At 52.1% G+C, this 22,504-nt stretch carries 19 protein-coding genes; 13 read left to right on the plus strand and 6 right to left on the minus strand.

Annotation, left to right across the window (positions count from 1 at the left end; all coding sequences use genetic code 11):
- Nucleotides 1–212 (plus strand): transposase (locus tag BMW93_RS26055; protein WP_143061573.1); only part of this gene is annotated, 212 nt, incomplete at its 5' end.
- A gap of 199 nt (nt 213–411) precedes the next feature.
- Here BMW93_RS26055 and dgoD read toward each other — a convergent pair.
- The 4 genes from dgoD to BMW93_RS26075 form a co-directional block, all read right to left on the minus strand.
- Nucleotides 412–1,560 (minus strand): galactonate dehydratase, encoded by a 1,149-nt coding sequence (gene dgoD, locus BMW93_RS26060; protein ID WP_090383336.1) that lies wholly within the window; start codon nt 1,558–1,560, stop codon nt 412–414.
- 29 nt (nt 1,561–1,589) lie between these two features.
- Nucleotides 1,590–2,228, minus strand: a complete 639-nt coding sequence (locus BMW93_RS26065; RefSeq protein WP_090383338.1) for an START domain-containing protein — start codon at nt 2,226–2,228, stop codon at nt 1,590–1,592.
- Between the two features lie 129 nt (nt 2,229–2,357).
- On the minus strand, nt 2,358–3,644 hold the full coding sequence (locus tag BMW93_RS26070; protein WP_090383341.1) for a Gfo/Idh/MocA family protein: 1,287 nt from the start codon (nt 3,642–3,644) through the stop codon (nt 2,358–2,360).
- A 79-nt stretch (nt 3,645–3,723) separates the two neighbouring features.
- Entirely contained in the window at nt 3,724–4,488 is a 765-nt protein-coding gene (locus BMW93_RS26075) for an NrtR DNA-binding winged helix domain-containing protein (protein ID WP_090383343.1), read from the minus strand.
- 196 nt (nt 4,489–4,684) lie between these two features.
- Between BMW93_RS26075 and BMW93_RS26080 the strand changes: the two genes are divergently transcribed.
- Together BMW93_RS26080 and BMW93_RS26085 are read left to right on the plus strand one after the other, a co-directional pair.
- Nucleotides 4,685–7,423: a PQQ-dependent sugar dehydrogenase gene (locus tag BMW93_RS26080; protein WP_090383347.1), complete on the plus strand. Its 2,739-nt coding sequence runs from the start codon at nt 4,685–4,687 to the stop codon at nt 7,421–7,423.
- A gap of 25 nt (nt 7,424–7,448) precedes the next feature.
- Nucleotides 7,449–8,465, plus strand: a complete 1,017-nt coding sequence (locus BMW93_RS26085; RefSeq protein ID WP_090383349.1) for a sugar phosphate isomerase/epimerase — start codon at nt 7,449–7,451, stop codon at nt 8,463–8,465.
- Between the two features lie 44 nt (nt 8,466–8,509).
- Here the strand turns inward: BMW93_RS26085 and BMW93_RS26090 are convergent, their stop codons facing one another.
- Nucleotides 8,510–9,931: a PLP-dependent aminotransferase family protein gene (locus BMW93_RS26090; protein ID WP_090383352.1), complete on the minus strand. Its 1,422-nt coding sequence runs from the start codon at nt 9,929–9,931 to the stop codon at nt 8,510–8,512.
- A gap of 101 nt (nt 9,932–10,032) precedes the next feature.
- Here BMW93_RS26090 and BMW93_RS26095 point away from each other — a divergent pair, with 101 nt between their 5' ends.
- The 4 genes from BMW93_RS26095 to BMW93_RS26110 are packed head-to-tail and all read left to right on the plus strand — an operon-like array spanning nt 10,033 to nt 12,889.
- Nucleotides 10,033–10,494, plus strand: coding sequence for a cupin domain-containing protein (locus BMW93_RS26095; RefSeq protein WP_090383354.1), 462 nt, complete (start codon nt 10,033–10,035; stop codon nt 10,492–10,494).
- Nucleotides 10,495–10,547: 53 nt separating this feature from the next.
- Nucleotides 10,548–11,435, plus strand: coding sequence for a dihydrodipicolinate synthase family protein (locus BMW93_RS26100; protein WP_090383357.1), 888 nt, complete (start codon nt 10,548–10,550; stop codon nt 11,433–11,435).
- A gap of 57 nt (nt 11,436–11,492) precedes the next feature.
- Complete coding sequence (locus BMW93_RS26105; protein WP_090383359.1) at nt 11,493–12,161, plus strand: hypothetical protein; 669 nt, start codon at nt 11,493–11,495, stop codon at nt 12,159–12,161.
- A 44-nt stretch (nt 12,162–12,205) separates the two neighbouring features.
- A complete protein-coding gene (locus BMW93_RS26110; protein WP_090383361.1) occupies nt 12,206–12,889 on the plus strand; it encodes a hypothetical protein in 684 nt (227 codons plus the stop codon).
- A gap of 4 nt (nt 12,890–12,893) precedes the next feature.
- Here BMW93_RS26110 and BMW93_RS26115 read toward each other — a convergent pair whose 3' ends face one another.
- Nucleotides 12,894–13,259 carry a glyoxalase/bleomycin resistance/extradiol dioxygenase family protein gene (locus BMW93_RS26115; RefSeq protein WP_177194199.1) on the minus strand — a complete coding sequence of 122 codons (366 nt, stop codon included), beginning with the start codon at nt 13,257–13,259 and terminating at the stop codon, nt 12,894–12,896.
- 191 nt (nt 13,260–13,450) lie between these two features.
- Here BMW93_RS26115 and BMW93_RS26120 point away from each other — a divergent pair, with 191 nt between their 5' ends.
- From BMW93_RS26120 to BMW93_RS26145, 6 genes are all read left to right on the plus strand, one after another.
- Nucleotides 13,451–14,137 carry an outer membrane beta-barrel protein gene (locus tag BMW93_RS26120; protein WP_090383366.1) on the plus strand — a complete coding sequence of 229 codons (687 nt, stop codon included), beginning with the start codon at nt 13,451–13,453 and terminating at the stop codon, nt 14,135–14,137.
- 307 nt (nt 14,138–14,444) lie between these two features.
- On the plus strand, nt 14,445–15,164 hold the full coding sequence (locus BMW93_RS26125) for an RNA polymerase sigma-70 factor (RefSeq protein WP_090383369.1): 720 nt from the start codon (nt 14,445–14,447) through the stop codon (nt 15,162–15,164).
- Between the two features lie 52 nt (nt 15,165–15,216).
- Complete coding sequence (locus BMW93_RS26130) at nt 15,217–16,236, plus strand: FecR family protein (RefSeq protein ID WP_090383371.1); 1,020 nt, start codon at nt 15,217–15,219, stop codon at nt 16,234–16,236.
- Between the two features lie 33 nt (nt 16,237–16,269).
- Entirely contained in the window at nt 16,270–19,722 is a 3,453-nt protein-coding gene (locus tag BMW93_RS26135; protein WP_229240824.1) for a SusC/RagA family TonB-linked outer membrane protein, read from the plus strand.
- Between the two features lie 19 nt (nt 19,723–19,741).
- On the plus strand, nt 19,742–21,274 hold the full coding sequence (locus BMW93_RS26140) for a SusD/RagB family nutrient-binding outer membrane lipoprotein (RefSeq protein ID WP_090383374.1): 1,533 nt from the start codon (nt 19,742–19,744) through the stop codon (nt 21,272–21,274).
- Nucleotides 21,275–21,283: 9 nt separating this feature from the next.
- Nucleotides 21,284–22,405, plus strand: a complete 1,122-nt coding sequence (locus BMW93_RS26145; protein ID WP_090383376.1) for a mannonate dehydratase — start codon at nt 21,284–21,286, stop codon at nt 22,403–22,405.
- Nucleotides 22,406–22,504 lie beyond the last annotated feature (99 nt).

Below are 22,504 nucleotides of genomic sequence, written 5' to 3' on the forward strand. Positions count from 1 at the left end.
CCCGGACAAACCTTCATTCACAAAAAGGCTTCCAGCTCCGGAAACGACGAAGTATTGAAATAGAAAGTTGTTTTGGTGACATAAAAGCTAATATGGGCTTCCGCCGCTTCCATCTTAGAGGTCTACAAAAGGCAACCGCCGAGTTTACCCTGGTTGCCATGGCCCATAATCTGAGAAAACTGCACCTCAAACAGCAAAAAGCAGCTGCATAACAAGCAAAAAAGGGTCAAAAGCACTCCCAAGAGCGGCTTTTTGACCCTTTTAATCAAACCAGGCTTCTATGAAGTCTGAAAAATCTAAAACGGCCGATTTACAGCCAAATCGATTCGGGGCTTTTTAGTCAGCCCCAACTATTTTTGTACGTCCCGTTCCTCTTCTTTCCTCCTTCCTTCCTTCCTTTTCACCCCCTTCTCACCACTCCGCTGCGCTGCCATCGTCGTGCTTCCACAACGGGTTCTTCCAATTGTGCCCGATAGCAGCCATTTTCCGTACGTGCGCTTCATCGATTTCGATGCCGAGGCCGGGCCCGGAGGGGATATTGACGTAGCCGTCATTGTAGTCGAATACCGTTCTGTCGCTCAGGTAATCCATCAGGTCGCTGCCCTGGTTGTAATGGATACCCAGGCTTTGTTCCTGGATGAATGCATTGTGGCAGGTGGCATCCACTTGCAGGCACGCTGCTAATGCGATAGGACCGAGCGGGCAATGCGGCGCCGCGGCCACGTCGAACGCCTCTGCCATCGAAAGTATTTTCTTGCATTCGGTAATGCCGCCTGCGTGGGAGAGATCGGGCTGGATAATGTCAACATACCCGTCCATGAGCAGATTTTTGAAATCCCAGCGGCTGAACATCCGCTCGCCTGTCGCGATGGGGATGGAAGTATGTGCGGCGATTTCGCGTAGTGCTTCGTTATTTTCGCTCAATACCGGTTCCTCGATGAACATCGGCCGGAAAGGCTCCAATTCTTTGGCCAGTACTTTGGCCATCGGCTTATGCAGACGTCCGTGAAAGTCTACCCCGATTTCCAGTCCGTAGCCAAGCTTCTCACGGATCGATGCCACCCTTTTGACCGCCAGGTCGATCTTTTCGAAAGAATCGATATACTGTACTTCATTGGTTGCATTCATTTTAATGGCTTTGAAACCGCGGTCGAAGCATTCCTGGGCTGCTCCCGCCACTTCATCCGGCCTGTCGCCGCCGATCCAGGAATATACTTTGATCTTATCGCGGCATTTTCCGCCAAGTAGTTGATAAACCGGTACGTTGAAGAACTTCCCTTTGATATCCCACAATGCCTGGTCGATACCTGCAATGGCACTCATCAGGATCGGCCCGCCGCGGTAAAAGCCGCCCCGGTACATCGTATTCCAGTGGCCTTCGATGTCGAGCGGGTCTTTGCCGATCAATGCTTCCATCAATTCATGCACGGCGGCGGCCACCGTTGCGGCTTTGCCTTCGATCACCGGCTCGCCCCATCCGACAATGCCTTCATCGGTTTCAATTTTCAAAAACAACCATCTGGGAGGTACCTGGAACAGCTCGTAACTTCTGATTTTCATTCTATTTTTCTTTTACATTGTATAACCTTCTAATTGGCTATAAATGTAAGGGAGGCATTCCTATATTTCGGCAATTTGAGCTGCTGTTTCATACTTTTAAATGTCTCCATAGGCCCTTCCGCCGCGAATGCATTCACCGCCCACGCCGGCAGATATCCTCCGGGATCGGTATGCAGCATGTATTCGATACGGACCTTTCCTGCCACGGGTGTAAGAACCCAACGCCCTTTCGAATCGCTGACCCTGACCACATTCCGCTTGACCGGCACCATACCCGTCACGACCGGTCCGTCGATCGTGACCGCTTTCGTCGACGGGTCCTGCCTTGCCACGAGGTGCGCCACAAAATCGCGGTTATCCAGCGGCCAGGGCAGGCTTATTTCGGAATGGTAATACAGATCGGTAGGAGAGACGCGCTTGACGAGCGTACATGACTTGGTTTTGTAAACCCATTGTGTTCCGGCCTCCACATCCAATACCAGCGCAACCATCTGGGCAAGCGAAGCGTCCACCTCGCAATCCACCTTAATAGCCTTGATTTTAGATTCCGGAACCGCGGAGGAATAGATGCGGATTTGCTCTTCGTCGGCAATCAGCTTCCATTTGGTTTGGGCCAGGGCCGGCAGCGGGCATGCTGCAAGAACGAGTAATAGGATGAATTTCTGCATTTGTTGGATGAAGTATCGGTGGTTGTCATACTTAATTTTCAGTATGACAACCTGAATACAACAACCCCTGCGGAATGCATTAAATTCCTCGTGGCGCGTGAAATCACCGATGTAAAATGTATGGCGGTTCTACACCAGGTCCCATTCTTTTCTGGGTTTGCGGCTTAAAAACCGGTTCGCCTCTTTATCACCGACAAACTTTTCCTTCTTCGCATTCCAGTTCAGTTCGCGTTTCAGGCGGTAAGAAATCAGCCCCAGATGCATCGGGATCGTCAGTTCGCGCGCGTAAGCGAGGTTCGATTCAGGTTGTTTGCGGGATTTGACACAATCGATGAAGTTTTGCTGGTGGCCGGGAGAGCGTGGATTTGTGATGGGGACCGAGGCGATGTCATTCATTTTTTCGCCATTGATCGTCAACTCGCGTGTGTTGTAATCGCAGATTAATGTGCCTTTGTCGCCCTCGAAGAATGCGCCGATGCCGCGTTCGGCCGCGCCGGGCACATCGGGCGGGTTGGACGACCAATACACTTTCAAACCATCAAACTCGTAATCGACATCGAGCGTTTTCGGCGCGTTGGCGATGCCTTCGTATGCGGTACCCCGTGCATTGATTTTCGTCAGGCCGGTCGGATGGATCGCAGAGTACATCACGTCGGCAATATGGCACCAGAAATCCGCAAACTCGCCGCCCGAGTAATCGAGGAAATAGCGGTAAGTGAAGTGGCACTTTTCGGGAATATATTCTGTAAATGGCGCCGGGCCGAGCCACATATCCCAATTCAGCGTTTTGGGAACGGGCTGCACCGTCGGCGAGCCAAGCTCTTTGGTACTCGGTTTCTTCCAAAGCCGCACTGTATGTACCTTGCCGATCGACCCCGACTGGATCAGTTCCACCACCCGGTGAAAATTATCGCCCGCATGGATCTGGTTGCCCATCTGAAATACCCGATCGTGCTTTTCGAGCTGTTTGAGCATCATTTTGCCTTCTTTCAAACAGTACGAAAGCGGCTTTTCGCCATACACATCTTTCCCCGCCTGAAATGCAAGCGTCGCGATCTGCGCATGCCAATGATCGGGCGTCGCCACGGTAATGGCGTCGATATCCTTCCTTTCAAGGATGCGCCGGAAATCTCCGTAAGTATCCACTTTAATGCCGGGCTTCATTCCTTCCAGTCGCAGTTTCGTCTCGCCCAAATGCAGCTCATCCACATCGCAAAGCGCAACGATCTCTGCGTCAGGCAAATTTGCAAACCACTTCATGTGGTTGTTGCCCATCCCGCCCAGACCGATGTGCGCTATACGCACACGATCGCTCGGCGCAGCGCGTGTGATCAGATTGGGTAAAATGGTCAAACCGAGCGTAGTAAGCCCGGCATTTTTAAGGAATTCGCGGCGATTTGAAGATTGTTGTGTCATGGGGTTGGTTTAGGAAGTTGATGATAAAAGATGATGGGCGGGGAATGTTACTGGTTTTCTTCGTCTTCCTCAAAACCTCTTACATCGAAAACGAAACCCCCACTGCTACGGCCTCATCATATTTTTCCTTCACAAACCGGTACAAATACGGCGATTTGTTCGCTGCGCCGACGCGCTTTTCGTCCAGGCGTTCCAGGATATCGTAGCTCATAAGCAGTTTTTGGAAATTGCGACGGTCGAACTGGCGGCTGAGGATGGTTTCGTATAGGCGTTGGAGTTCGGGCATGGTGAACTTTTCCGGGAGAAGATTGTAGCCGATGGGGCGGTTACGGACGTTCTGGCGGAGGGCTTTCAATGCGCGGTCGATCATTTCGTTGTGGTCGAAGAGCAGGTTGGGTACATCGGCGAGGGACCACCAGCGGCATTCTTCGGTGAACCAGTCGGGCGTAGGCTGCACCTGGTCAAATTCCACGAGGGCGAAATAACCGATGGAGACGACACGGCGGAAGATAATGCCGTCGAAAAAACCCTTGCCGAATGTTATTTCCAGTTTTTCAACTAGCTCTTTTTCAGGATGATACGTGTATCGATTCACATTGCCGAAGGTGTAAAACTGTTGCAGGTACACGTCGCTCAGGCCGGTGCGTTGGGTGAGAATGCGGTTCGCAGCATCGTCGGCCGATTCGTCGAGCAGGATATGCCCGCCCGGCAGGCTCCATTCATCGGTGCCTTTCCAGCGCAGCAGCAGCACTTTCAGCTCGCCTTCATGAAAACCGAATACGGTACAGTCGAGTGAAACCTCCTTTAATGCTTTATCAAAAAACTCCTTCAAATTGTGCTCCATTGGTAATAAGCTGACAATGAGAAAAATTTTCAATGCGTAAATTTTACACAAAGAAAATTTTCTTTATCATTGTACCCACGTTTTGGGTTGATAAAATTCAATTTTTTGTAAAAATAGTTACGAATGTCACCCTGAGCAGCCCAGGCCACACAGGCTGACATTCAACATAACAAACCTAACTAACAACATCTGCTTCATGAACAAAATCTCTACACTTTTCTCCTTGCTTCTTTGCGTGACGCTCGCTCATGCGCAGGTACCGGAGGAAAACCGTTTCCGGAAGGTCGTCCTGACGGAAAATCTCAATGAACCCCTGGAACTGACGGTACTTCCCGATGAGCGCGTATTGTTTATAGAGCGGCACGGGGCGGTGAAGTTGTACAGTCCGCTCACCAAAAAGACTACGATAATCGCTACCATACCCGTCAGCACGAAGTACAGTGATGATTCCGAGGCCGAGGATGGTCTGCTCGGTGTCAACATCGACCCGGATTTTGTCAAAAACCATTGGATTTACTTTTACTATTCTCCCGCCGGCAACACGCCCGAAAATATCCTGGCACGGTACGAGTTGAAGGGCAATGCATTGGACCTGACTTCCAAAAAGGTTGTCCTGCGCATTCCCGTGCAGCGCGATAACTGCTGCCATACCGGCGGTTCGATCGACTGGGACGCGCAGGGTAACCTCTACCTTTCGACCGGGGACAATACCAGTCCACGGGCGTCGGACGGGTATGCGCCTATCGACGAGCGCCCGGGCCGGAGCCCGTTCGACGCACAGAAGTCGTCGTCGAATACGGCGGATTTGCGCGGAAAGATCATCCGCATTCATCCCGAAGCGGACGGGACCTACACAATTCCCGAGGGTAATTTGTTTCCAAAGAACGCGGCGGGCATTAACGACCCGAAAACAAGGCCGGAGATTTACACAATGGGCCACCGCAATCCGTACCGCATTTCGGTGGATAAAAGGAATGGTTACCTCTACTGGGGCGACGTCGGACCCGATGCCGGGAAAGATTCGACGGGGCTAGGTCCCGCTGCCGAAGATGAATTCGGGCAGGCGAGGAAGGCCGGGAATTACGGCTGGCCCTATTTCGTAGGCGATAACAAGGCTTACTGGGATTTCAATTTCGAGACGAAGCAGTCGGGCGAGAAATTCAATCCGGAAAAGCCGTTCAACAACTCTCCGAACAATACGGGTTTGAACGAGCTGCCGCCGGCGCAAAAGGCGCTGATCTGGTACACTGCCGCGGAGACGAAACGTTTCCCGTTGCTCGGCTCGGGCGGGCGCAGTGCGATGGCCGGGCCTGTGTATTATGCCGATCAGTTTAAGGATGCCAAGCGGGCGTTTCCCGCTTACTATGACAAGAAATTGTTCATTTACGAATGGATGCGCGACTGGATTATGGCTGTAACGCTCAGTCCGAAAGGGGATTATGTCAAAATGGAGCGCTTCCTGCCGAACCTGAAACTGGAACATCCGATCGATATGGCGTTCGGGCCGAATGGCGATTTGTACATACTGGAATATGGTCAGGGCTGGTTTATGGGTAATCCGGAATCCAAACTGGTGCGGATCGAGTACAATGGCGGCAACCGCAAGCCGGAAGTGGTGGCTTCGGTCGATAAAAAGGCGGGGGCGGTGCCATTCAAGGCGCGGTTTTCTTCGGCCGGGACCGAGGATTTTGATAAAGATACCTTGCGATATCAGTGGAAAATTACCTCTGCCAGCGGCGGAGCGCCGGTGGTTTTGAATGAACCCAATCCTGCGTTTACATTCCAAAAGAAGGGTATTTATAAAGTTTTGCTCACGGTAACCGATTCCAAAGGCCTCAAAGATTCACAGAGCCTGACCGTCCAGGCGGGTAACGAGCCGCCGCAGGTTTCGCTGGAACTTACAGGCGGGAACAAGACCTTTTTCTTTCCTGATAAACCCATTCATTACAAAGTAAATGTATCGGATCACGAGGACGGGAGTTTGGAGAAAAATACGATTACCGCCTCGAAAGTGAAGATTACGGCCGCTTACCAGGATGCGGAGGACAAGCTGGCAACCAGTACCGCTGGCCACCAGGAGGCACCGGTGACTTTCACGGCCGGGAAGACTTTGATCGAAAAAAGCGATTGCAAGGCATGCCATTTCGCCGATAAAAAATCGATAGGACCCGCATTTAAAGAGGTTGCCGCAAAATACCGGGCAGACGCCAATGCCGTGGCATCGCTTTCGGACAAGATCATTAAAGGCGGGGCGGGCGTATGGGGCGAAACGGCCATGTCGGCACACCCGTCGATCGGGCTGCCGGAAGCGGGCCAGATGGTGAAATATATTCTGAGCCTTGCGGACGAGAAACAGGCCGCGCAAATGCTGCAACCGGCCGGGGAAGTGATCGCCAAAATCCCGGACGGCGGCGATGCGGGCAAAGGCATTTACAAATTTGTCGCCAGCTATGCCGACAGAGGTGCGAACGGAATGCCTGCCCAAACGACCGAAAAAACGCTCGTTTTAAAAAGTCCGACATTACTTTTCGGTAATGCCGACGATGCATCGAAGAATATTATGCGCTTCAAAATGGGCGAGAATAACCTGCTGATTGTCACGCAGGGGAATACCCATGCCATTTTCAAAGGTATCGACCTCACCGGCATTACGGCGCTCGATATGGTGGTAGCCGCTCCGAAAGACCAGCTGAACGCGCAGGGCGGCATTGTGGAGGTACACGACGGCTCGCCGGAAGGCGCATTGCTCGGCAAAACAGAATGGATACCGCCCACCGACGATGCCAGCGCATTCACATCCAAAACACCACCCAAGCCATTCCACGTACCCATTTCCCCTCAAAACGGTGCCCGCGATCTGTATTTTGTTTTCAAGAACGATCATGCGAAAGGCGCGCTGTTCGTCCCGTTCTCGGTCACATTTATTTCGAAATGATTTTCAATATCTAACCAATCTACTCATGAACACTTCACGTCGTCAATTTTTAGGGCAGCTCGGGTTTGCTACTGCCGGGGTTGGCCTGGTATCCCTGGATTCACTCGCCTCCAAAGCCGCGGTGGCCAAATTCAATTTTGACATTTCGCTGGCCGAGTTTTCGTTCGCTTCCGAGCTTTTCAGCGGGAAAATGACCAACATGGATTTCCCGGCCCGCGCGAAGAATGAGTACGACATTACGATACTCGAATACGTTTCCGGTTTTTTCAATAACAAACATAAAGACCAGGCTTATCTCAAAGAACTGAAACAGCGCTGCGACGACCTGGGTATGAAAAACCACCTTATTATGGTCGATGGCGAGAACCTTACCGCGCTGGACGACGCCGCCCGCGCAAAGGCTGTCGAGGCGCATTATCCCTGGGTGGAAGCCGCCAAATTCCTGGGCTGTTCCGCCATCCGCGTAAACCTGGGCGACGCGATGGCGATGCTTTCGGGCAAAAAAGAGGAAGGTACGCCGGCCCAACTGGCGACTGCGGCAGTGGACGGCTACGGCAAGTTGCTCGAATATGCCGGTAAGGCCGGGTTGAATGTGATCGTGGAGAACCATTTCGGCGTTTCCACAGATCCCGACTGGCTGGTAGGTGTGATGAAACAGTTAAAAGCACCTAACAAGGGCCTGCTGCCCGATTTTGGCAACTTCTGTGCAGAAAGAAGCAAGCCCGAAACGCAGGATATCAAAGGTATTATGGCCACCAAATGCGTGAAGGAGCATGAAAAATACGAAGGTGTGCGCAAAATGATGCCATATGCGAAAGGTATCAGCGCTAAAACGCACCAGTTCGACGCGAATGGCAACGATCCTGAAACGGATTTTATCAAAATGTTCAAGATCATTAAAGATTCCGGCTGGAACAACGGGATTGTGGGCATTGAATATGAAGGCGGCTTGATACGCGATATGGGTGGCGATTTGACAAAGCCCACCAATGACGAGGGCATTCGCCAGACGAAGGCGCTGCTTGAAAGGGTGTTGGAGTAGTTGGGGTAGGGTGGTCAGGTGTTGTCAGGGATTGTCAGGTGTGGTCAGGTCGGCCAGTGGGCGGCGATGGCCTGGATGCCTTCCTGCATTTGCTCTTCCGAAAGGGACGCGTAGCCTAGCCGGAATCCGTTGGCAAAACCTTTATAGCAAAATGTATCCGGCGAGATCAGTGCAATGCCTTTTTGTTTCAATAACCTGGCAAGGTGCACCAGGTCTGCGGGCTTTTTAGGCGTAATCCAGAATGCCAGCCCGCCTTCCGGCTTGGTGAAGTCGGCTTTGTCGGACAAGTGTTGCAAAAGTATTTTTTCAAAATCGTCCCTTTTCGATTTATAAAGTGAGGTAGTCCGCTTTAAATGCCTGCGGATTTCTCCATCCTGAATTAATTGAAATACAGCTTGTTCCATCATGTAATCGCCCTGTACGTCGATGATCTTTCGAAGGCTAGTGACCTTGTCGATCACCGACGCGCAGGATGCCAGGTACCCGATCCGTAGCGCGGGCGCGACGATCTTGCTCATCGTGCCGATGTACACGTAGTTGCGCGCGTGTTCGAGGCTGCTCACAGGCATTACCGGGCGGGGGCTGAAATGGAATTCGTGGTCGTAATCGTCCTCGATGATCGTGAAACCATATTCGTTGGACAACGCAACCAGTTCCATCCGCCGCCGCAGGCTGAGCGTCACTGTGGTAGGGAACTGGTGATGCGGAGTGATATACACCGCTTTAATGTTCGGATATTGTTTTAAATACTCCCTGATTTCCTCGATTGCGATCCCGTGCGCGTTTACGTTCACAGGTAACAGGTACGCGCCCGCGTGCGTGAAGGCTTCCCAGGCCGGCTTATAACCCGGGTTTTCGATCAGTACGTGATCACCGGGTTTCAGCAATGCGTGTGCGGTGAGGAACATGGCCATCTGGCTACCGCGGGTAATGAATACCTGGTCGGCCGAGAGCCGCATGCTTCTCTTGTAATTGAGCATTTGTGTAATAGCTTCCCTGAATTCGGGATCGCCTGCTTCGTGCCGGTAACCCATCATTTGCCAGCGACCTTTCCGCGAGAAAATCTGCCGGTAAGCCCGCGCCAGCTCGTCAATCGGCGCCAAAGCGCTGTCCGGCAAGCCGTCGTCGAATATCACCGAAGGCCTTGCAACGGCCTCAGTGACAATGCCTGACTTCCTGACTGATGACTTTTCCAGTGAAGCCGCTGGTCGCACATCCGCCACAAATATCCCCCGCCGCTCTTTCGACACCAGCCAGCCTTCGGCCATCAGCACGTCCAGTGCCTCCACGATCGTATTGCGGTTCACATTCAATTGGGTCGCGAGTTGGCGGCTGCCGGGCAAAATGCTGCCGGCAACGAGCTTGCCGCTCTGAATAGCGGCGATCACTGCGTCGGCGATCTGCATGTATACCGCCTTTTCCCCGCCGCGATCGAGCGGTATGACGAGTTCCCACGGTCTTAACATCTGGACTACTTGTTTTTGTGATTTCTGAACCAGTAAGCTAGTCCAAAGATACGGTTGTTTTGTATCGCAATCATGCAAAAACACCCAAAACTTTCTGAACCATGGAAGCAACAACGCAACAATTCAGCTCCAAAGATTTCCACCAGACCTTCGCGCGTCCCGTGTATGTGAAGCCCGAAAAACTCATTCACCGCAACGTAGAGCAAGCCGGCGAGCACAACCAATTTTCAACGGAAAGGAAACACCCGGTATTTTTTGTAGACCTGCCTACTAAAAATGTAAGCATGACTGTCGGCGGGCTACTTCCCGGCCAGCTCACCAACCGGCACCGCCATACGTACGAGACGGTTTTGTATGTGCTGGAAGGAAAAGGCTATACCGAAGTAGAAGGCGAGAAAGTGGAATGGCAGGCGGGCGACGCGGTTTACATTCCGAGCTGGGCATGGCACCGTCACCAGAACCTGAGCGACACCGAACCCGCACGCTACCTGGCCTGCGAGAATGCGCCGCAGCTGCAAAACCTGGGTGTAGCCCTGCGCGAGGAAGAAGGCCGCGACCTTTAAGTAGTTGAATGTATTTGGGTTAAATATTTGAAATACAAATTATTATAAACTGAATGAGCAAAACAGAAACCTTGAAAGGCATCATTGCCTATCCCATTACGCCGTTCGATACCGAAGAGAAAGTGGATATCGATTTGTTTAAAACGCTCACCGACAGGCTGGTAATTTCGGGTTCACACGCCATCGCACCATTGGGAAGCACCGGCGTGTTGCCTTACCTCAACGACGCGGAGAAAGAAGCCGTCGTTGAAGCGACCATCGAGGTAGTAGCAGGCCGCATTCCGGTGGTAGCAGGCGTTTCCAATCTCACGACGGAACGCACGATTTACCACGCACGCTTCGCGGAATCGACTGGCGCGGCAGCGGTGATGATCATCCCGATGAGCTACTGGAAACTGACGGAAGACGAGGTATTTACACATTACCGGAAGGTCGCCGAAGCCATTTCGATCCCCATCATGGCCTACAACAACCCCGCCACGGGCGGTATCGATATGTCGCCCGCGCTGCTGAAACGCCTGCTCGAAATCCCGAATGTGACGATGATCAAGGAAAGCACCGGCGATGTGCAACGGATGCATTACCTGCGCCGCGTGCTGGGTGATGAAGTGGCGTTTTTCAACGGCTCCAATCCATTGGCATTGGCTGCATTCGCGGCCGGGGCGGTAGGATGGTGCACCGCCGCACCGAATTTGATCCCGGAGCTGAACCTGGCTTTGTACAATGCAATTCTCGCGAATGATCTTACGGGTGCGAGGGGCCTGTACGACCGGCAATCCGAATTGCTCACCTTCATCACGGCCAATGGGCTGCCGAGAACCATCGCCGCGGGGCTACAAATTCAGGGGATCGAAAGTGGCTTGCTGCGGAGCCCGCTCGCACCGTTGGGAGCGGCAGATATCGCGAAGCTGCGAATCCTTTTGGAATCATTCCCAGACTGATACAACGAATGCGGAAGTTTAGGTGTCGTTTCGGTTACAAATATCCATCAATCCGCTATGAAACACCTGTACGTATTCATCATTGCCTTCCTGCCCGTGTTTGCATTCGGGCAGGATGCTGCGCGAAAAAGCCATTTCGAATACGGCGTGTTCGGAGGGAAGCAACTTTGGGGGAAAGTGTATGACGATCGTAAAATAGCCTCTGTCTCCGGGTGGGTTGCCGGAGTCGACGTGGGTTACCGCGATAAATCGGGCATTTCGTTTCATTTGCAGCCTAATTTCAGCACGTTCGGAAGTGCCTGGGAGTCGAACGAAACCGACTATCATTACCGGTACGAGTGGAAATGGGGTGCCATCAATGTGCCGCTAACCGCCCGCTATACCCTGGGTAGCGGAAGGGTGAGGCCGTTTGCCGAAGCCGGGCTCAATTTGCGCCTCCGCACCAGCCTTTCGTTTGAATACGAATTTATCTCCTGCGGATTCTGCTGCTGTCGCCCAGGCTACGGAACTGATGACAAACAAAAATCAATGACCCGCGACCCCGCCGGCATCATAGCGGCCATCGGCGCCGAAATAGACCTCCACAGCGTGACAATCCCCATCACGCTCCGTTTGATCGAGGGAATCGGTACCTACGACCTAAAACCGGACCCAACACCCGGAAGTGGTTACGGAGGTCTGAAAACGAGGGTGATACAAGTTACCGCCGGGATCAGTATTCCCTGAATGCATTCATTTTTCATTGTTTTTTTACTAAACAAACCTGATTCATGAAGACTTTCTGCATTGTACTCCGTTTGACTTTTTTTTATGCGAACGCGATTGCTCAGTCGGATACCCCGCGCAGGCAATGGAGGGTCGGCGTGCTGGCGGGCTGTCCGGTGGCCGGGAAAATATATGACAATCCTAAAATGAAGTCGGCTTCCGGGTTGGTCGCAGGGCTGGACCTTGGCTACTATTTTGAAAAAGATAAATCCGGGCCATCGCTCCACTTTCAGCCCGCTTTTACCACTTTTAAGAGGACGGAAACGGATGGCGAGAAGAATGGGTCATACTATGTAGAATCGAGACGGAAGTGGGAGGCGATTCACTTGCCAGTTTCCTTTCGCTATACATTACCTACGGGAATAGTCAGGCCATTTGTGGAATTCGGACTCAATTTCAGGTTCAGGATGGCACTTTTTTATCGGAGGTCGGGGACAATCTGTGGTATTGTTTCGTGTAATGCGGTGGGCGGGGGCCAGAGCATTCAAAACATCGCTGATAAAGACAAGCTGGGAATCCTCGCAGGCGTGGGCGTAGAGGTGGACGCAGGGAAGGTCACAATCCCTTTGAGTATCCGGCTCGTCGATCGTATTCTGCAACCCAAGGATTCTGACGACCAGGGGTCGACACCGACGTACTCCAATTTGAGAACCAAGCTGATTCAGGTAACCGCGGGGTTCTCACTATGATCGGTTAGCTTATAAACGCAATCACATGGCCATCGGGATCGGCGATGTAAAACTCTTTGCCATAAGGCATTTCCCGCAACGGCTGGACGATTTCAATGCCCTTTTTCGAAATTTCTTCAAAGAGCGCAGCCACGTTGTCGACCGAGAACAGGAGGTCGAGTTCGTAGTTATCGTTTCGTATCTGCTTCTCCTTTGGCGCATTGTAATCCGTTTTCAAATGGATTGAATGGCCATTCTTTTCAATACCTGCGTAAAAATCTTCATAACGGAACGCAATCGCGAAGCCTAATTGCTCCTGATAGAATGCAATCGCCTCTTCAAGATCACGAACCAAAAGTAACGGGGAGATTTGATTGATTTTGAGTTCCATAATCGACATTGTTTGATTGTCATAGTAAAATCACCGTGGCCGCCATATCGGACGCCAAATGCTGTCAAGCATGACATATCGGTCAAAAAAACGGAATATACTATTGAAAAAATAACAATATAAACAATTTTAATGCAATGAAAATGGTTACATTCATGTGTCGATAGGTTACAACGTAAACCGGTATAGCTATGAAACGTCTCTTTACCTTTATGATCATGATCGCCGTTGTGCAAACGAATGTTTTTGGGCAGTCGGTGGCGGAACCGCGGCGCTGGCACTTCGGCGCGATGCTGGGACCCCAGTTTTCGTGGCTCGTACCCAAAGTTTCCTATGGCGACCAGACTGGCGGCATCATGGCAGCGTTGGATGTGAGCTATGCCTTTCAAAATTCTGCGAAAGGCTGGTCGCTGCACTTGCAACCGGGTATTAATCGGTTTAAAAGTCGGCAGGTCTATGGAAAGGAGGGAACCGACTACTACATGAAATGGAACTGGAAATCAATGAATATCAACCTGCCGTTGCTGGTTCGCTACACCATCCTAGAAGGCAAAATCAGGCCATTTGCGGAAATTGGTGCCAGTTATTGGGTCCGAAACTATTGGAAAGTAAAAGGCACAGGGCAAACCTGTTTGAACGGACAATGCAGCCCGAACGACTTCGACGACAAAGGCAATAGCGAGGCCGAAAAAGGCAAGTTTTCGGGACTTGGTGGCGTCGGCGTGGAGTTTGATTTGGGCAAAGTCACGGTCCCTGTGACCGTGCGCTGGATCGAGCAACTCAAAAAAGTAGAACGATTCCGGGAGCCCACCATTGGCCTCGACTACACGATTCCCCGATCCAGGGGGCTTATGGTGTCGGTTGGTGTGACATTCTGATAACCCGATATTCCCGCGACCGACCTTAGACGACCGACCGCGACAATCGGCGGGCGGTCGTCTAAGGTCTTTTTTGCATTCCCCCAAAATTTTTCAGCCCTTTTTTGGTTATCCCAGCCTCCCGGCCGGACATTATAAGATACTGGTAATCATACCAATCAAATCCTGTCGCTCCGACACAAACGGTATCGAATAATGCAATTTTTTAAAATAATAGATCAATTGACCGCGTGTCCTCCCTTCTTTTCCTGTCTTACCATTAAAAGCCTGTTTTAGGAGTATCCCAATTTATATTTAAAGTTTACCAATGCTTTCATCGCCGGGTTCGGAGTACAATGAGAAGGGGGCTTCCTGGGAGATAGGTAGGGAAGAGCCGCAGCAGGAACACAAGGAGGCAGATCGTGTCGCGCCTGACCGGGTCACGCCTGACCGGGTCCATCCAGACCGGGTCACGCCAGACCGCGAGCTTTTTATCCGCAAGACCTTCGAGGAGAGCCCCGAAGAGGGTTGTTCGTTGCTTTTCAGGCTGTATTACAGTTCGTTATGTTCCTATGCGGTGCGGTTTTTGTATTCCAAAGACGCGGCGGCGGATCTGGTTTCGGAAATGTTTTATGCATTCTGGAAAAATAGGTCGTACGAATCCGTGAAATCGTCTTACCGGGCTTACCTTTTTAAATCGGTGCAGAACCGGGCTTATAACTACCTCGCCAGCGAGCTCAAAAACACCGATTCGTTCGAAATAATGCCGCATTACGACGTCGCTTCTACCGAGCAGCCGGAGGCATTGATGTATTTCGAAGAGCTGGCCAGCCGCATCGATCACCTCGTGGAGCAACTACCGCCCCAATGCCAGAAAGTATTCATGCTCAACCGTTTTGAAAATAAAAAAATACAAGAGATCGCAACGGAAATGAACCTGTCGAGCCGGACGGTCGAAGGGCATATCAGTAAGGCATTGAGTGCTTTACGGCACGGGTTGAAAGACCATTGGTCGTGGCTGCTGGCCCTCGCGTCGGTTTTTAGCTGAGCATTCACTTCCGAAACATCCTTAACACTATCCGATATTTAAAAACACTGATATGAACACATTGTCAGTAAACAAAGCACTCCTGTTCCAGTATTTCGCCGGCAATGCAAGCCCGGCGCAAAAGCGGCTGATCGCCGAATGGCTCGCGCATGCCGACAACCAGGAATTGTATTTTGAATGGCTCGCCGAATGGCAGTCGCAGTCGCCGCAATTCCTGCCCGACGGCCAGGAGCGTTACGAAGCTTACGTGCGCTACATGCGCGAGAACCCTGATGCGGGCCTAGTAGCCGAAAGCAATGCACAGAAGCAATTTTCGCAAGTTAAAGCCAAACGCATCGGACGTCGCCCCTGGTTAATGGCCGCCGCCGCGGTACTGGCACTCGGCATAACCGCCTGGCTCAGCCGCGACCGGATTTTGTACAAAACCTATACGACGGAATTCGGCGAGACGCGGAAAGTGGAGCTCTCCGACGGCACAAAAGTCATTCTGAACGCCAACTCTTCGATGCAGGTACCGCGCTTCGGTTTCGGAGAAGATACCCGCGAAGTGAAGCTCACCGGCGAAGCTTTTTTTAATGTAACCCATACCATCGATAACAAGCGGTTTATGGTAAAAACCGACGATAATTTCGAGGTAATGGTGCTTGGTACCGAGTTTTCGGTGTACACGCGGCAGAAGGGTGGGAAGGTTTTGCTGAAAAAGGGCAAAGTACACGTGCTGTTTTCCGAGGGTAAACAGAAAAAAGAGCTGGTAATGAAGCCGGGCGACCTTGTGACCATGGAAAAATCGGCTGCAAAACCCATTCTGAAACCGAACGCCGACACGCAGAAGCTGATCGCCTGGACGGGTAACCGGTTTGTTTTCGACAAAACGCCATTGTCGGAAGTGGCTACCCAGTTGCAGGAACATTACGGTATCCGGGTGGAAATCAAAGACAACCGGTTTGCCAACCGGACCGTGAGCGGCACATTCCAGCCCGAGAGCGGAGAGGAGTTGCTGACATTGCTTTCCGAACTCTTCGATTTCCGCCTGGCGCGTGAGGGCGAGGCGTACCTGATTTTGCAGAAATAAAAGACCTTAATATATCCCTATCCAGATCCCCGTATGAAACAAAGATCATTACTGTCATTTGTTTGCTGTGGCCTGATGCTCACCGCCGCGCCGCCCTTGGACGCACAGGTGCTGGCCTTGAATGCGCATAAAAACCGCATGCTCCCGCCGGAGCAAACCACCAACCAGGTGAAGTTACTCGACGTGCTTTTGCAACTGAAAAAATACTACAATGCCGATATTTTGTTCGAAGAGAGCCAGATGAGCGGCATTACCGTCCAGGATTTTGTGTTCGACAAGAACCTGTCGGCCGAGAAGAACATGGAGGCGTTGCTGAAATCGACGAACCTGACGCTGAAAAAGGTACGTAAGAATGCGTATATGATTTTGCCGAAAAGGATCGAAACTTCGACAATCGGTACCCGCCCGTCGGCAGGGGAAATGCAGGTCCTGACGGGTAATCGGGCGGTTGTGGCTGATATTAAGGTCAGCGGAACAGTCACAGACAACAATGGAGAAGGGCTTCCGGGCGTGAACGTGCTCGTGAAGGGGACGATCAATGGTACCAATACGGATGTAAACGGGAAGTATGAGCTGGATGTGCCTTCAGCGGAATCGGTACTGGTATTTACATCAATCGGCTTTCAGAAGCAGGAGGTTACCGTCGGGCAGCGCTCGGTGCTGGATGTAAAAATGGCGGTCGAAACGCAGACGCTCGACGAAGTGGTGGTGACTGCACTGGGTATCAAAAAGGAGAAGAAGGCATTGGGTTACGCTATTTCGGAAGTGAAAGGCGAAGAGCTCACGCAGGCGCGCTCGACGAATATCGCAAACAGCCTCGTAGGCAAAGTGGCCGGGTTGAACATTTCCAGCACGGCGACCGGCCCGAGCGGTTCGTCGCGTATAGTGATACGCGGTAATGGGTCTATCTCCGGTAATAACCAGCCGCTGATCATCGTGGACGGTATTCCGATCAACAACGATAACCTCGGCTCGGTAGCCATCGGCGCCAACCGCGAGGGCTCCTGGACCGGCTCCGACCGTGGCGACGGTATTTCCAGCCTGAACCCGGACGAGATTGAAAGTATCAGTGTGCTGAAAGGCGCCACGGCAGCCGCATTGTACGGCTCACGGGCTTCCAACGGGGCGATTTTGGTCACTACAAAAGGCGGTAAGGCAGATAAGGGCATTGGAGTGGAAGTGAACAGCAACTTCCTCGCGGAGGATCTTCTTTTTAAATCCTACAAAGATTATCAATATGAATACGGCCTCGGCAGCAACGGTGTAAAACCGACCACCGTGGCCGAAACCGCGACGAGAAATAGCTGGGGTGGTCGTTTGGACGGCAGCAATTCGATGAACTACGACGGCGTCGAGCGCCCGTATGTGGCCGCGAAGGATAATTTGCGCAAGTTTTACAACGTCGGGACCACATTCACCAACTCCGTCGCATTGACCGGCGCTACCGAAAAGGTAACCTACCGCCTTTCAATGAACGACCTGAACAACAAAGGCGTGCTGCCGAACAACACGCTTCGCCGGAACAATTTTGCATTGAATACGAATGGTAACCTCGGCAAACGCATTTCGTTCGTGGCGAATGCGAAGTACATCATCGAGAAAAACCACAACCGTCCGCGCGTGAACGACTCGCCGGGTAATGCGAACTTCGCGATGTACGTGCTACCGACGTCGCTCGATGTGGATGTGCTTAAAAACGCGCAGTTCGATGCGAATGGGAATGAAAAGGTATGGTCGGATAACCAGTATACCCAAAACCCGTATTTCGCGACGGAGCAGTTTCAGCAGGATGATAACAAGAAGCGCGTGATCGCCTCATTTGAACCTAAATACACGATTACCGACTGGCTTTACCTGAAAGGCCGCATTGGTTTTGATAATTTCAATTACCGTTACAAAAGCATCGAGCCGTACGGTACCGGCTATGTGCTGCGCGGTAGCTATACCTCGTCGCTGCGTGAATTTACGGAGACCAACAAGGAGCTTTTAGTGGGTATTAACCGCAAAATCGGCGAGAAATTTGCATTCAATGGTTTGTTTGGTGGAAACATGATGAAACAGGTGACGAACCTGAACGAGGTTACGGCCAACAACAGCTTCAACATTCCATTTTTCTACGATGTGTCGAACATCGACCCGGCGGCGCGTACCGTCACCGAGGCTTACATTGAGAAGCGCATTAACTCGGTTTACGGCTCGGCGGAGTTTTCCTACAACAATTACCTTTTCGTAACCGCCACCGCGCGTAACGACTGGTTCTCGACACTCGCGAAAGGCAAGAACAGCATTTTCTATCCGTCGTTCGGCGTGAGTTTCGTGGCTTCGGAGGCTTTGAAAATGCCTTCCGTGATCAATTACCTGAAATTCCGCGGGTCGTGGGCGCAGGCGGGCGGCGATACCGATCCGTACAATCTCTCGCTGTATTACTCGCTCAGCGGTGCGCATTTGGGTTCGGCGTTGGCGCAGATCAACGGTACGCGTGTACCGAATGGCGGTTTGCAGCCATTGACTTCGACGGTTTCCGAATTGGGTTTGGAGGCTAAATTGTTCAATAACCTCCTGAATGTCGATTTTGCGGTTTACGACCGTAAAACGACCGACGATATCGTAAGTGCCACGATTTCAGAAACATCCGGCTATACGAGTGCATTGTTCAACGTGGGCGCGATCCGTAACCGCGGTATCGAGCTTTTGCTGGGCGCTACCATTGTGAATGGCAAGAAATTTACCTGGGACGCCTCTTTCAATATGGGTTACAATGCGAGCGAGGTGCTGAGCCTTTACGACAACCTCCAAACGTTGCGTGTGGACCAGTCGCGGCCGGGTTCCGCGTTCATTCACCAGGATGTGGGCAAGCCTTACAGCCAGATCAAAGGTTACGATTTCAAACGCGATGCGAACGGCAGTATCGTGTACAACTCGCAGGGATTGGCCATGGCCGGTGATATCAAGACTTTCGGCTCCGGCGTTTCGCCATACACCCTGGGTTTTAATAACACATTCAACTACAAAGGCATTAGTCTGAGCGTGTTGGTGGACGGCAAATTCGGCGGGTACATTTATTCGGGTACTAATGCATTGGCGTACCGTTTCGGTTTGCAAAAGGAAACGTTGGTTGGACGTGAGGGCGGTGTAACGGGCGCAGGCGTAACCGAAAGTGGTGAGCCGAATACCGCAAAAGCGCCTGCCCAAGCCTATTATAGCAACTGGTACTCGGCCATTGCCACGCCATTTGTGTACAAATCAGACTTTATCAAACTGCGCCAGATCATTCTCCAATACTCGATTCCCACCCGCTACCTGGGCAAGCTGCCGTTCAAAGGCGCTTCGGTTTCCATTGTGGGGCGTAACCTGGCGGTGTTGATGAAAAAAGTGCCGGTCATCGATCCGGAAGCGACTTACAACAATGGCAATGCGCAGGGCGTCGAGTTTGCCGGTACGCCGCCGACGCGTTCTTATGGTGTTAACCTGAACCTGAAATTCTGATCCTTCAAAAAGAGAAATCATGCTTAAAAAATTAACCATATGCCTTGCATTGCTCGCCGGAGCGGGCGCTTGTACCAAGGATTTTGAAGAAATCAATGTTAACCCGAACGCGCCGAGCAATGTGCCGGTGGATTACCTGCTAGGACAGTCGCAGTTATTGCTGACGGGCTCGGCGAGCGGTCCGGCGTCGAAAGCCTGGCGTGCCAACTTCGGTTACGCGGCTTGTCTCATCCAGCAGATGTCGTCCGTCGATGCGACGTTTTACAAAGGCAGTTTTTATACATTTTTGGGAGAAATCAACTCCGCTTTTTTCGATAACTCTTACACTTATGCCGTCAAAAGCATGGTGAACCTGATCGACGTCGCGCAGAAAGATCCGAAAAATGTGAACGTGCTCTCGATGGCGCGCATCATTAAAGTGATGGAGTTCTCGCGCACGACGGATCTCTATGGCGACATTCCCTATTTCGAAGCTGGAAAGGGTTTTATCGACGGTAATTTTTCACCCAAATACGACGCGCAGCAGGCCATTTACATGGATATGCTGAAAGAGCTTGAAGAAGCCGGCAAGGCATTCGATGCGGCCCAGTACATTCCAAAGGCGGCTGACTACATCTACGGCGGCGACCTCGATAAGTGGAAACGCGCGGCAAACTCGCTCATGCTGCGTCTTGCGATGCGTATGCAAAAGGCAGACCCGGCCAATGCTCAGGTTTGGGCCAAAAAAGCCATCGACGGCGGGCTGATCACCGGCAATGCGGAAACCATCGCCGTGAAGTTCGCCAACACCGGCGCGGAGATCAACTCGAACCCGAACTCGTGGATACTGGGCCCGAGCGGCTCGAACATTACCAACATTCCGAATGCCGGCGTGCAATGGGCCAAAACGCTGATCGACATGATGAAGGAGCGTCAGGATCCGCGCCTGCCCATCATTTCGATGATCAAAGGCGGCGACAACAGCCTTGCCAAACAGCGCGGCCTGCCGAATGCCACCGACGCCACAGGCCTTGCGGCATTGGATGAGAAAAACCTCGATAACTACTCGCGCCCGGCAACCGGCGTGATCGGCATCGCATTGCCCTGGGTTTACATGAGTTATGCCGAAGCGCAGTTGCTCAAAGCGGAGGCGATCGAGCGGGGGTGGGCGACGGGCAATGCCAAAGCGGCATTCCAGGAAGGACAATCGGCCGCGCTGGCGCAAATGTCGTGGGCTAATGCGACCATTTCCAATGCGGATATCGCAGCATATGCCGCTAAAAATCCCTACCCGGAAGCAGGAACGCTCGCCGCGAAAATGAATGCGATCCACACGGAGGTATATTTGCTGTCGGCCAGCACTTTTAACCATATCGAGGGCTATGCCAACTGGCGCAGAACGGGTTACCCGGTGCTGACGCCCGTGAATTACCTCGGTAACGATACCAACGGCCAGATCCCGCGCCGCCTGCGCTACCCGCTCAGTGAAGAGGGCATTAACCCGAACTTCAAAACGGCGATCGAGCGGCAGGGGCCGGATGTGTTCATGACGCGGATCTGGTGGGACAAATAATCGGATAGTATGGAAAATTCACGCAGGAAGTTTATTAAAAACAGTGCGGTGGTGGCGGCAGCGTCCACTACCGCGCTGATGACCGGGCCGCAGTCCTTTGCAAGGCAGACAGCACAGGCCGCCGCATTTGCCAAAGACGGCGGTATGCAGTTCTGCCTCGCGCATTTCTTCGGTATCGATCCCACCCGCATTGCACTTTCGAAGCAAATGCAGGTGCTGGGTGCGGTGGGAGGCATTAACCCGCAAAGCGTAGGTCTCAGTAATGTCAAAAACTGGGAGTACGAAGCCATTGTGGCCGTGCGCGATTTCTGGAAGCAGCACGGTATTACTTATCGCGTGATCGAGGGCCCGCCGTCGTTGTACGAAAAAACCAAGCTGGGGCTCGATGGCAAAGACGAGGAAATAGAGACTTTCATTAAGTTTATACAAAACCTTTCGAAAGCCGGGATTGACACGGTTTGCTACAACTGGATGCCGGTGATCAGCTGGGCGCGCACGAAGCTTGATAAACCCTCACGCGGGGGCGCGCTCGTGAGTACGTTCGATTACGAGGACGTGAAGGACAAGCCGCTCACCGAATACGGCGACTTCACCCACGAAACCATGTGGAAGAACCTGGAATACTTCCTCAAAGCCGTGGTACCGGAAGCCGAAAAAGTAGGTGTGAAGCTTGCATTACATCCCGACGACCCGCCGGTAGACAAAATCCAGGGCATACCGCGCATTATGACCTCGGCCAATGCATTTAAACGCCTGATCGAGATCGTACCGAGCCCGAGCAACGGCATTACTTTGTGCCAGGGCACATTTGCAACGATGGGCGAGGATATTCCGTCTGTCATCAAATACTTCGGTACCAGAAAGAAAATCCACTTCGTGCACTTTCGTGATGTTCGTGGCACCAAAACGAATTTCGAAGAAACCTTCCACGACGACGGCAAAACCGACATGTACGAAGCGATGAAAACCTATTACGAAGTAGGTTTCCGGGGCCCCATGCGCCCCGATCACGTGCCTACCGTCGCCGGCGACAGCAACCAGAACGCCGGTTACAGCAACTACGGCGCCTTGTTTGCAATAGGCTACATGCGCGGGTTGGTAGAGGCGATCGCGAAAGCGCGCCGGGCGTGATGTTTAATGAGTGAATGAGTGACTAGTCAAGGGTTGTCAGGAAGTCAGAAATAGTCAGGTGTTGGTTTAATGCCCATTTAAACAATTCATGACCATTCC

It is taken from the genome of Dyadobacter sp. SG02 (genome assembly GCF_900109045.1).
In the GTDB taxonomy this organism is placed as follows: domain Bacteria; phylum Bacteroidota; class Bacteroidia; order Cytophagales; family Spirosomataceae; genus Dyadobacter.

Coding starts and splice junctions, on each gene's coding strand:
- dgoD (WP_090383336.1), bottom strand. CDS start 1,560: ATGAAAATCAGAAGTTACGAGCTGTTCCAGGTACCTCCCAGATGGTTG.
- BMW93_RS26065 (WP_090383338.1), bottom strand. CDS start 2,228: ATGCAGAAATTCATCCTATTACTCGTTCTTGCAGCATGCCCGCTGCCG.
- BMW93_RS26070 (WP_090383341.1), bottom strand. CDS start 3,644: ATGACACAACAATCTTCAAATCGCCGCGAATTCCTTAAAAATGCCGGG.
- BMW93_RS26075 (WP_090383343.1), bottom strand. CDS start 4,488: ATGGAGCACAATTTGAAGGAGTTTTTTGATAAAGCATTAAAGGAGGTT.
- BMW93_RS26080 (WP_090383347.1), top strand. CDS start 4,685: ATGAACAAAATCTCTACACTTTTCTCCTTGCTTCTTTGCGTGACGCTC.
- BMW93_RS26085 (WP_090383349.1), top strand. CDS start 7,449: ATGAACACTTCACGTCGTCAATTTTTAGGGCAGCTCGGGTTTGCTACT.
- BMW93_RS26090 (WP_090383352.1), bottom strand. CDS start 9,931: ATGTTAAGACCGTGGGAACTCGTCATACCGCTCGATCGCGGCGGGGAA.
- BMW93_RS26095 (WP_090383354.1), top strand. CDS start 10,033: ATGGAAGCAACAACGCAACAATTCAGCTCCAAAGATTTCCACCAGACC.
- BMW93_RS26100 (WP_090383357.1), top strand. CDS start 10,548: ATGAGCAAAACAGAAACCTTGAAAGGCATCATTGCCTATCCCATTACG.
- BMW93_RS26105 (WP_090383359.1), top strand. CDS start 11,493: ATGAAACACCTGTACGTATTCATCATTGCCTTCCTGCCCGTGTTTGCA.
- BMW93_RS26110 (WP_090383361.1), top strand. CDS start 12,206: ATGAAGACTTTCTGCATTGTACTCCGTTTGACTTTTTTTTATGCGAAC.
- BMW93_RS26115 (WP_177194199.1), bottom strand. CDS start 13,259: ATGGAACTCAAAATCAATCAAATCTCCCCGTTACTTTTGGTTCGTGAT.
- BMW93_RS26120 (WP_090383366.1), top strand. CDS start 13,451: ATGAAACGTCTCTTTACCTTTATGATCATGATCGCCGTTGTGCAAACG.
- BMW93_RS26125 (WP_090383369.1), top strand. CDS start 14,445: ATGCTTTCATCGCCGGGTTCGGAGTACAATGAGAAGGGGGCTTCCTGG.
- BMW93_RS26130 (WP_090383371.1), top strand. CDS start 15,217: ATGAACACATTGTCAGTAAACAAAGCACTCCTGTTCCAGTATTTCGCC.
- BMW93_RS26135 (WP_229240824.1), top strand. CDS start 16,270: ATGAAACAAAGATCATTACTGTCATTTGTTTGCTGTGGCCTGATGCTC.
- BMW93_RS26140 (WP_090383374.1), top strand. CDS start 19,742: ATGCTTAAAAAATTAACCATATGCCTTGCATTGCTCGCCGGAGCGGGC.
- BMW93_RS26145 (WP_090383376.1), top strand. CDS start 21,284: ATGGAAAATTCACGCAGGAAGTTTATTAAAAACAGTGCGGTGGTGGCG.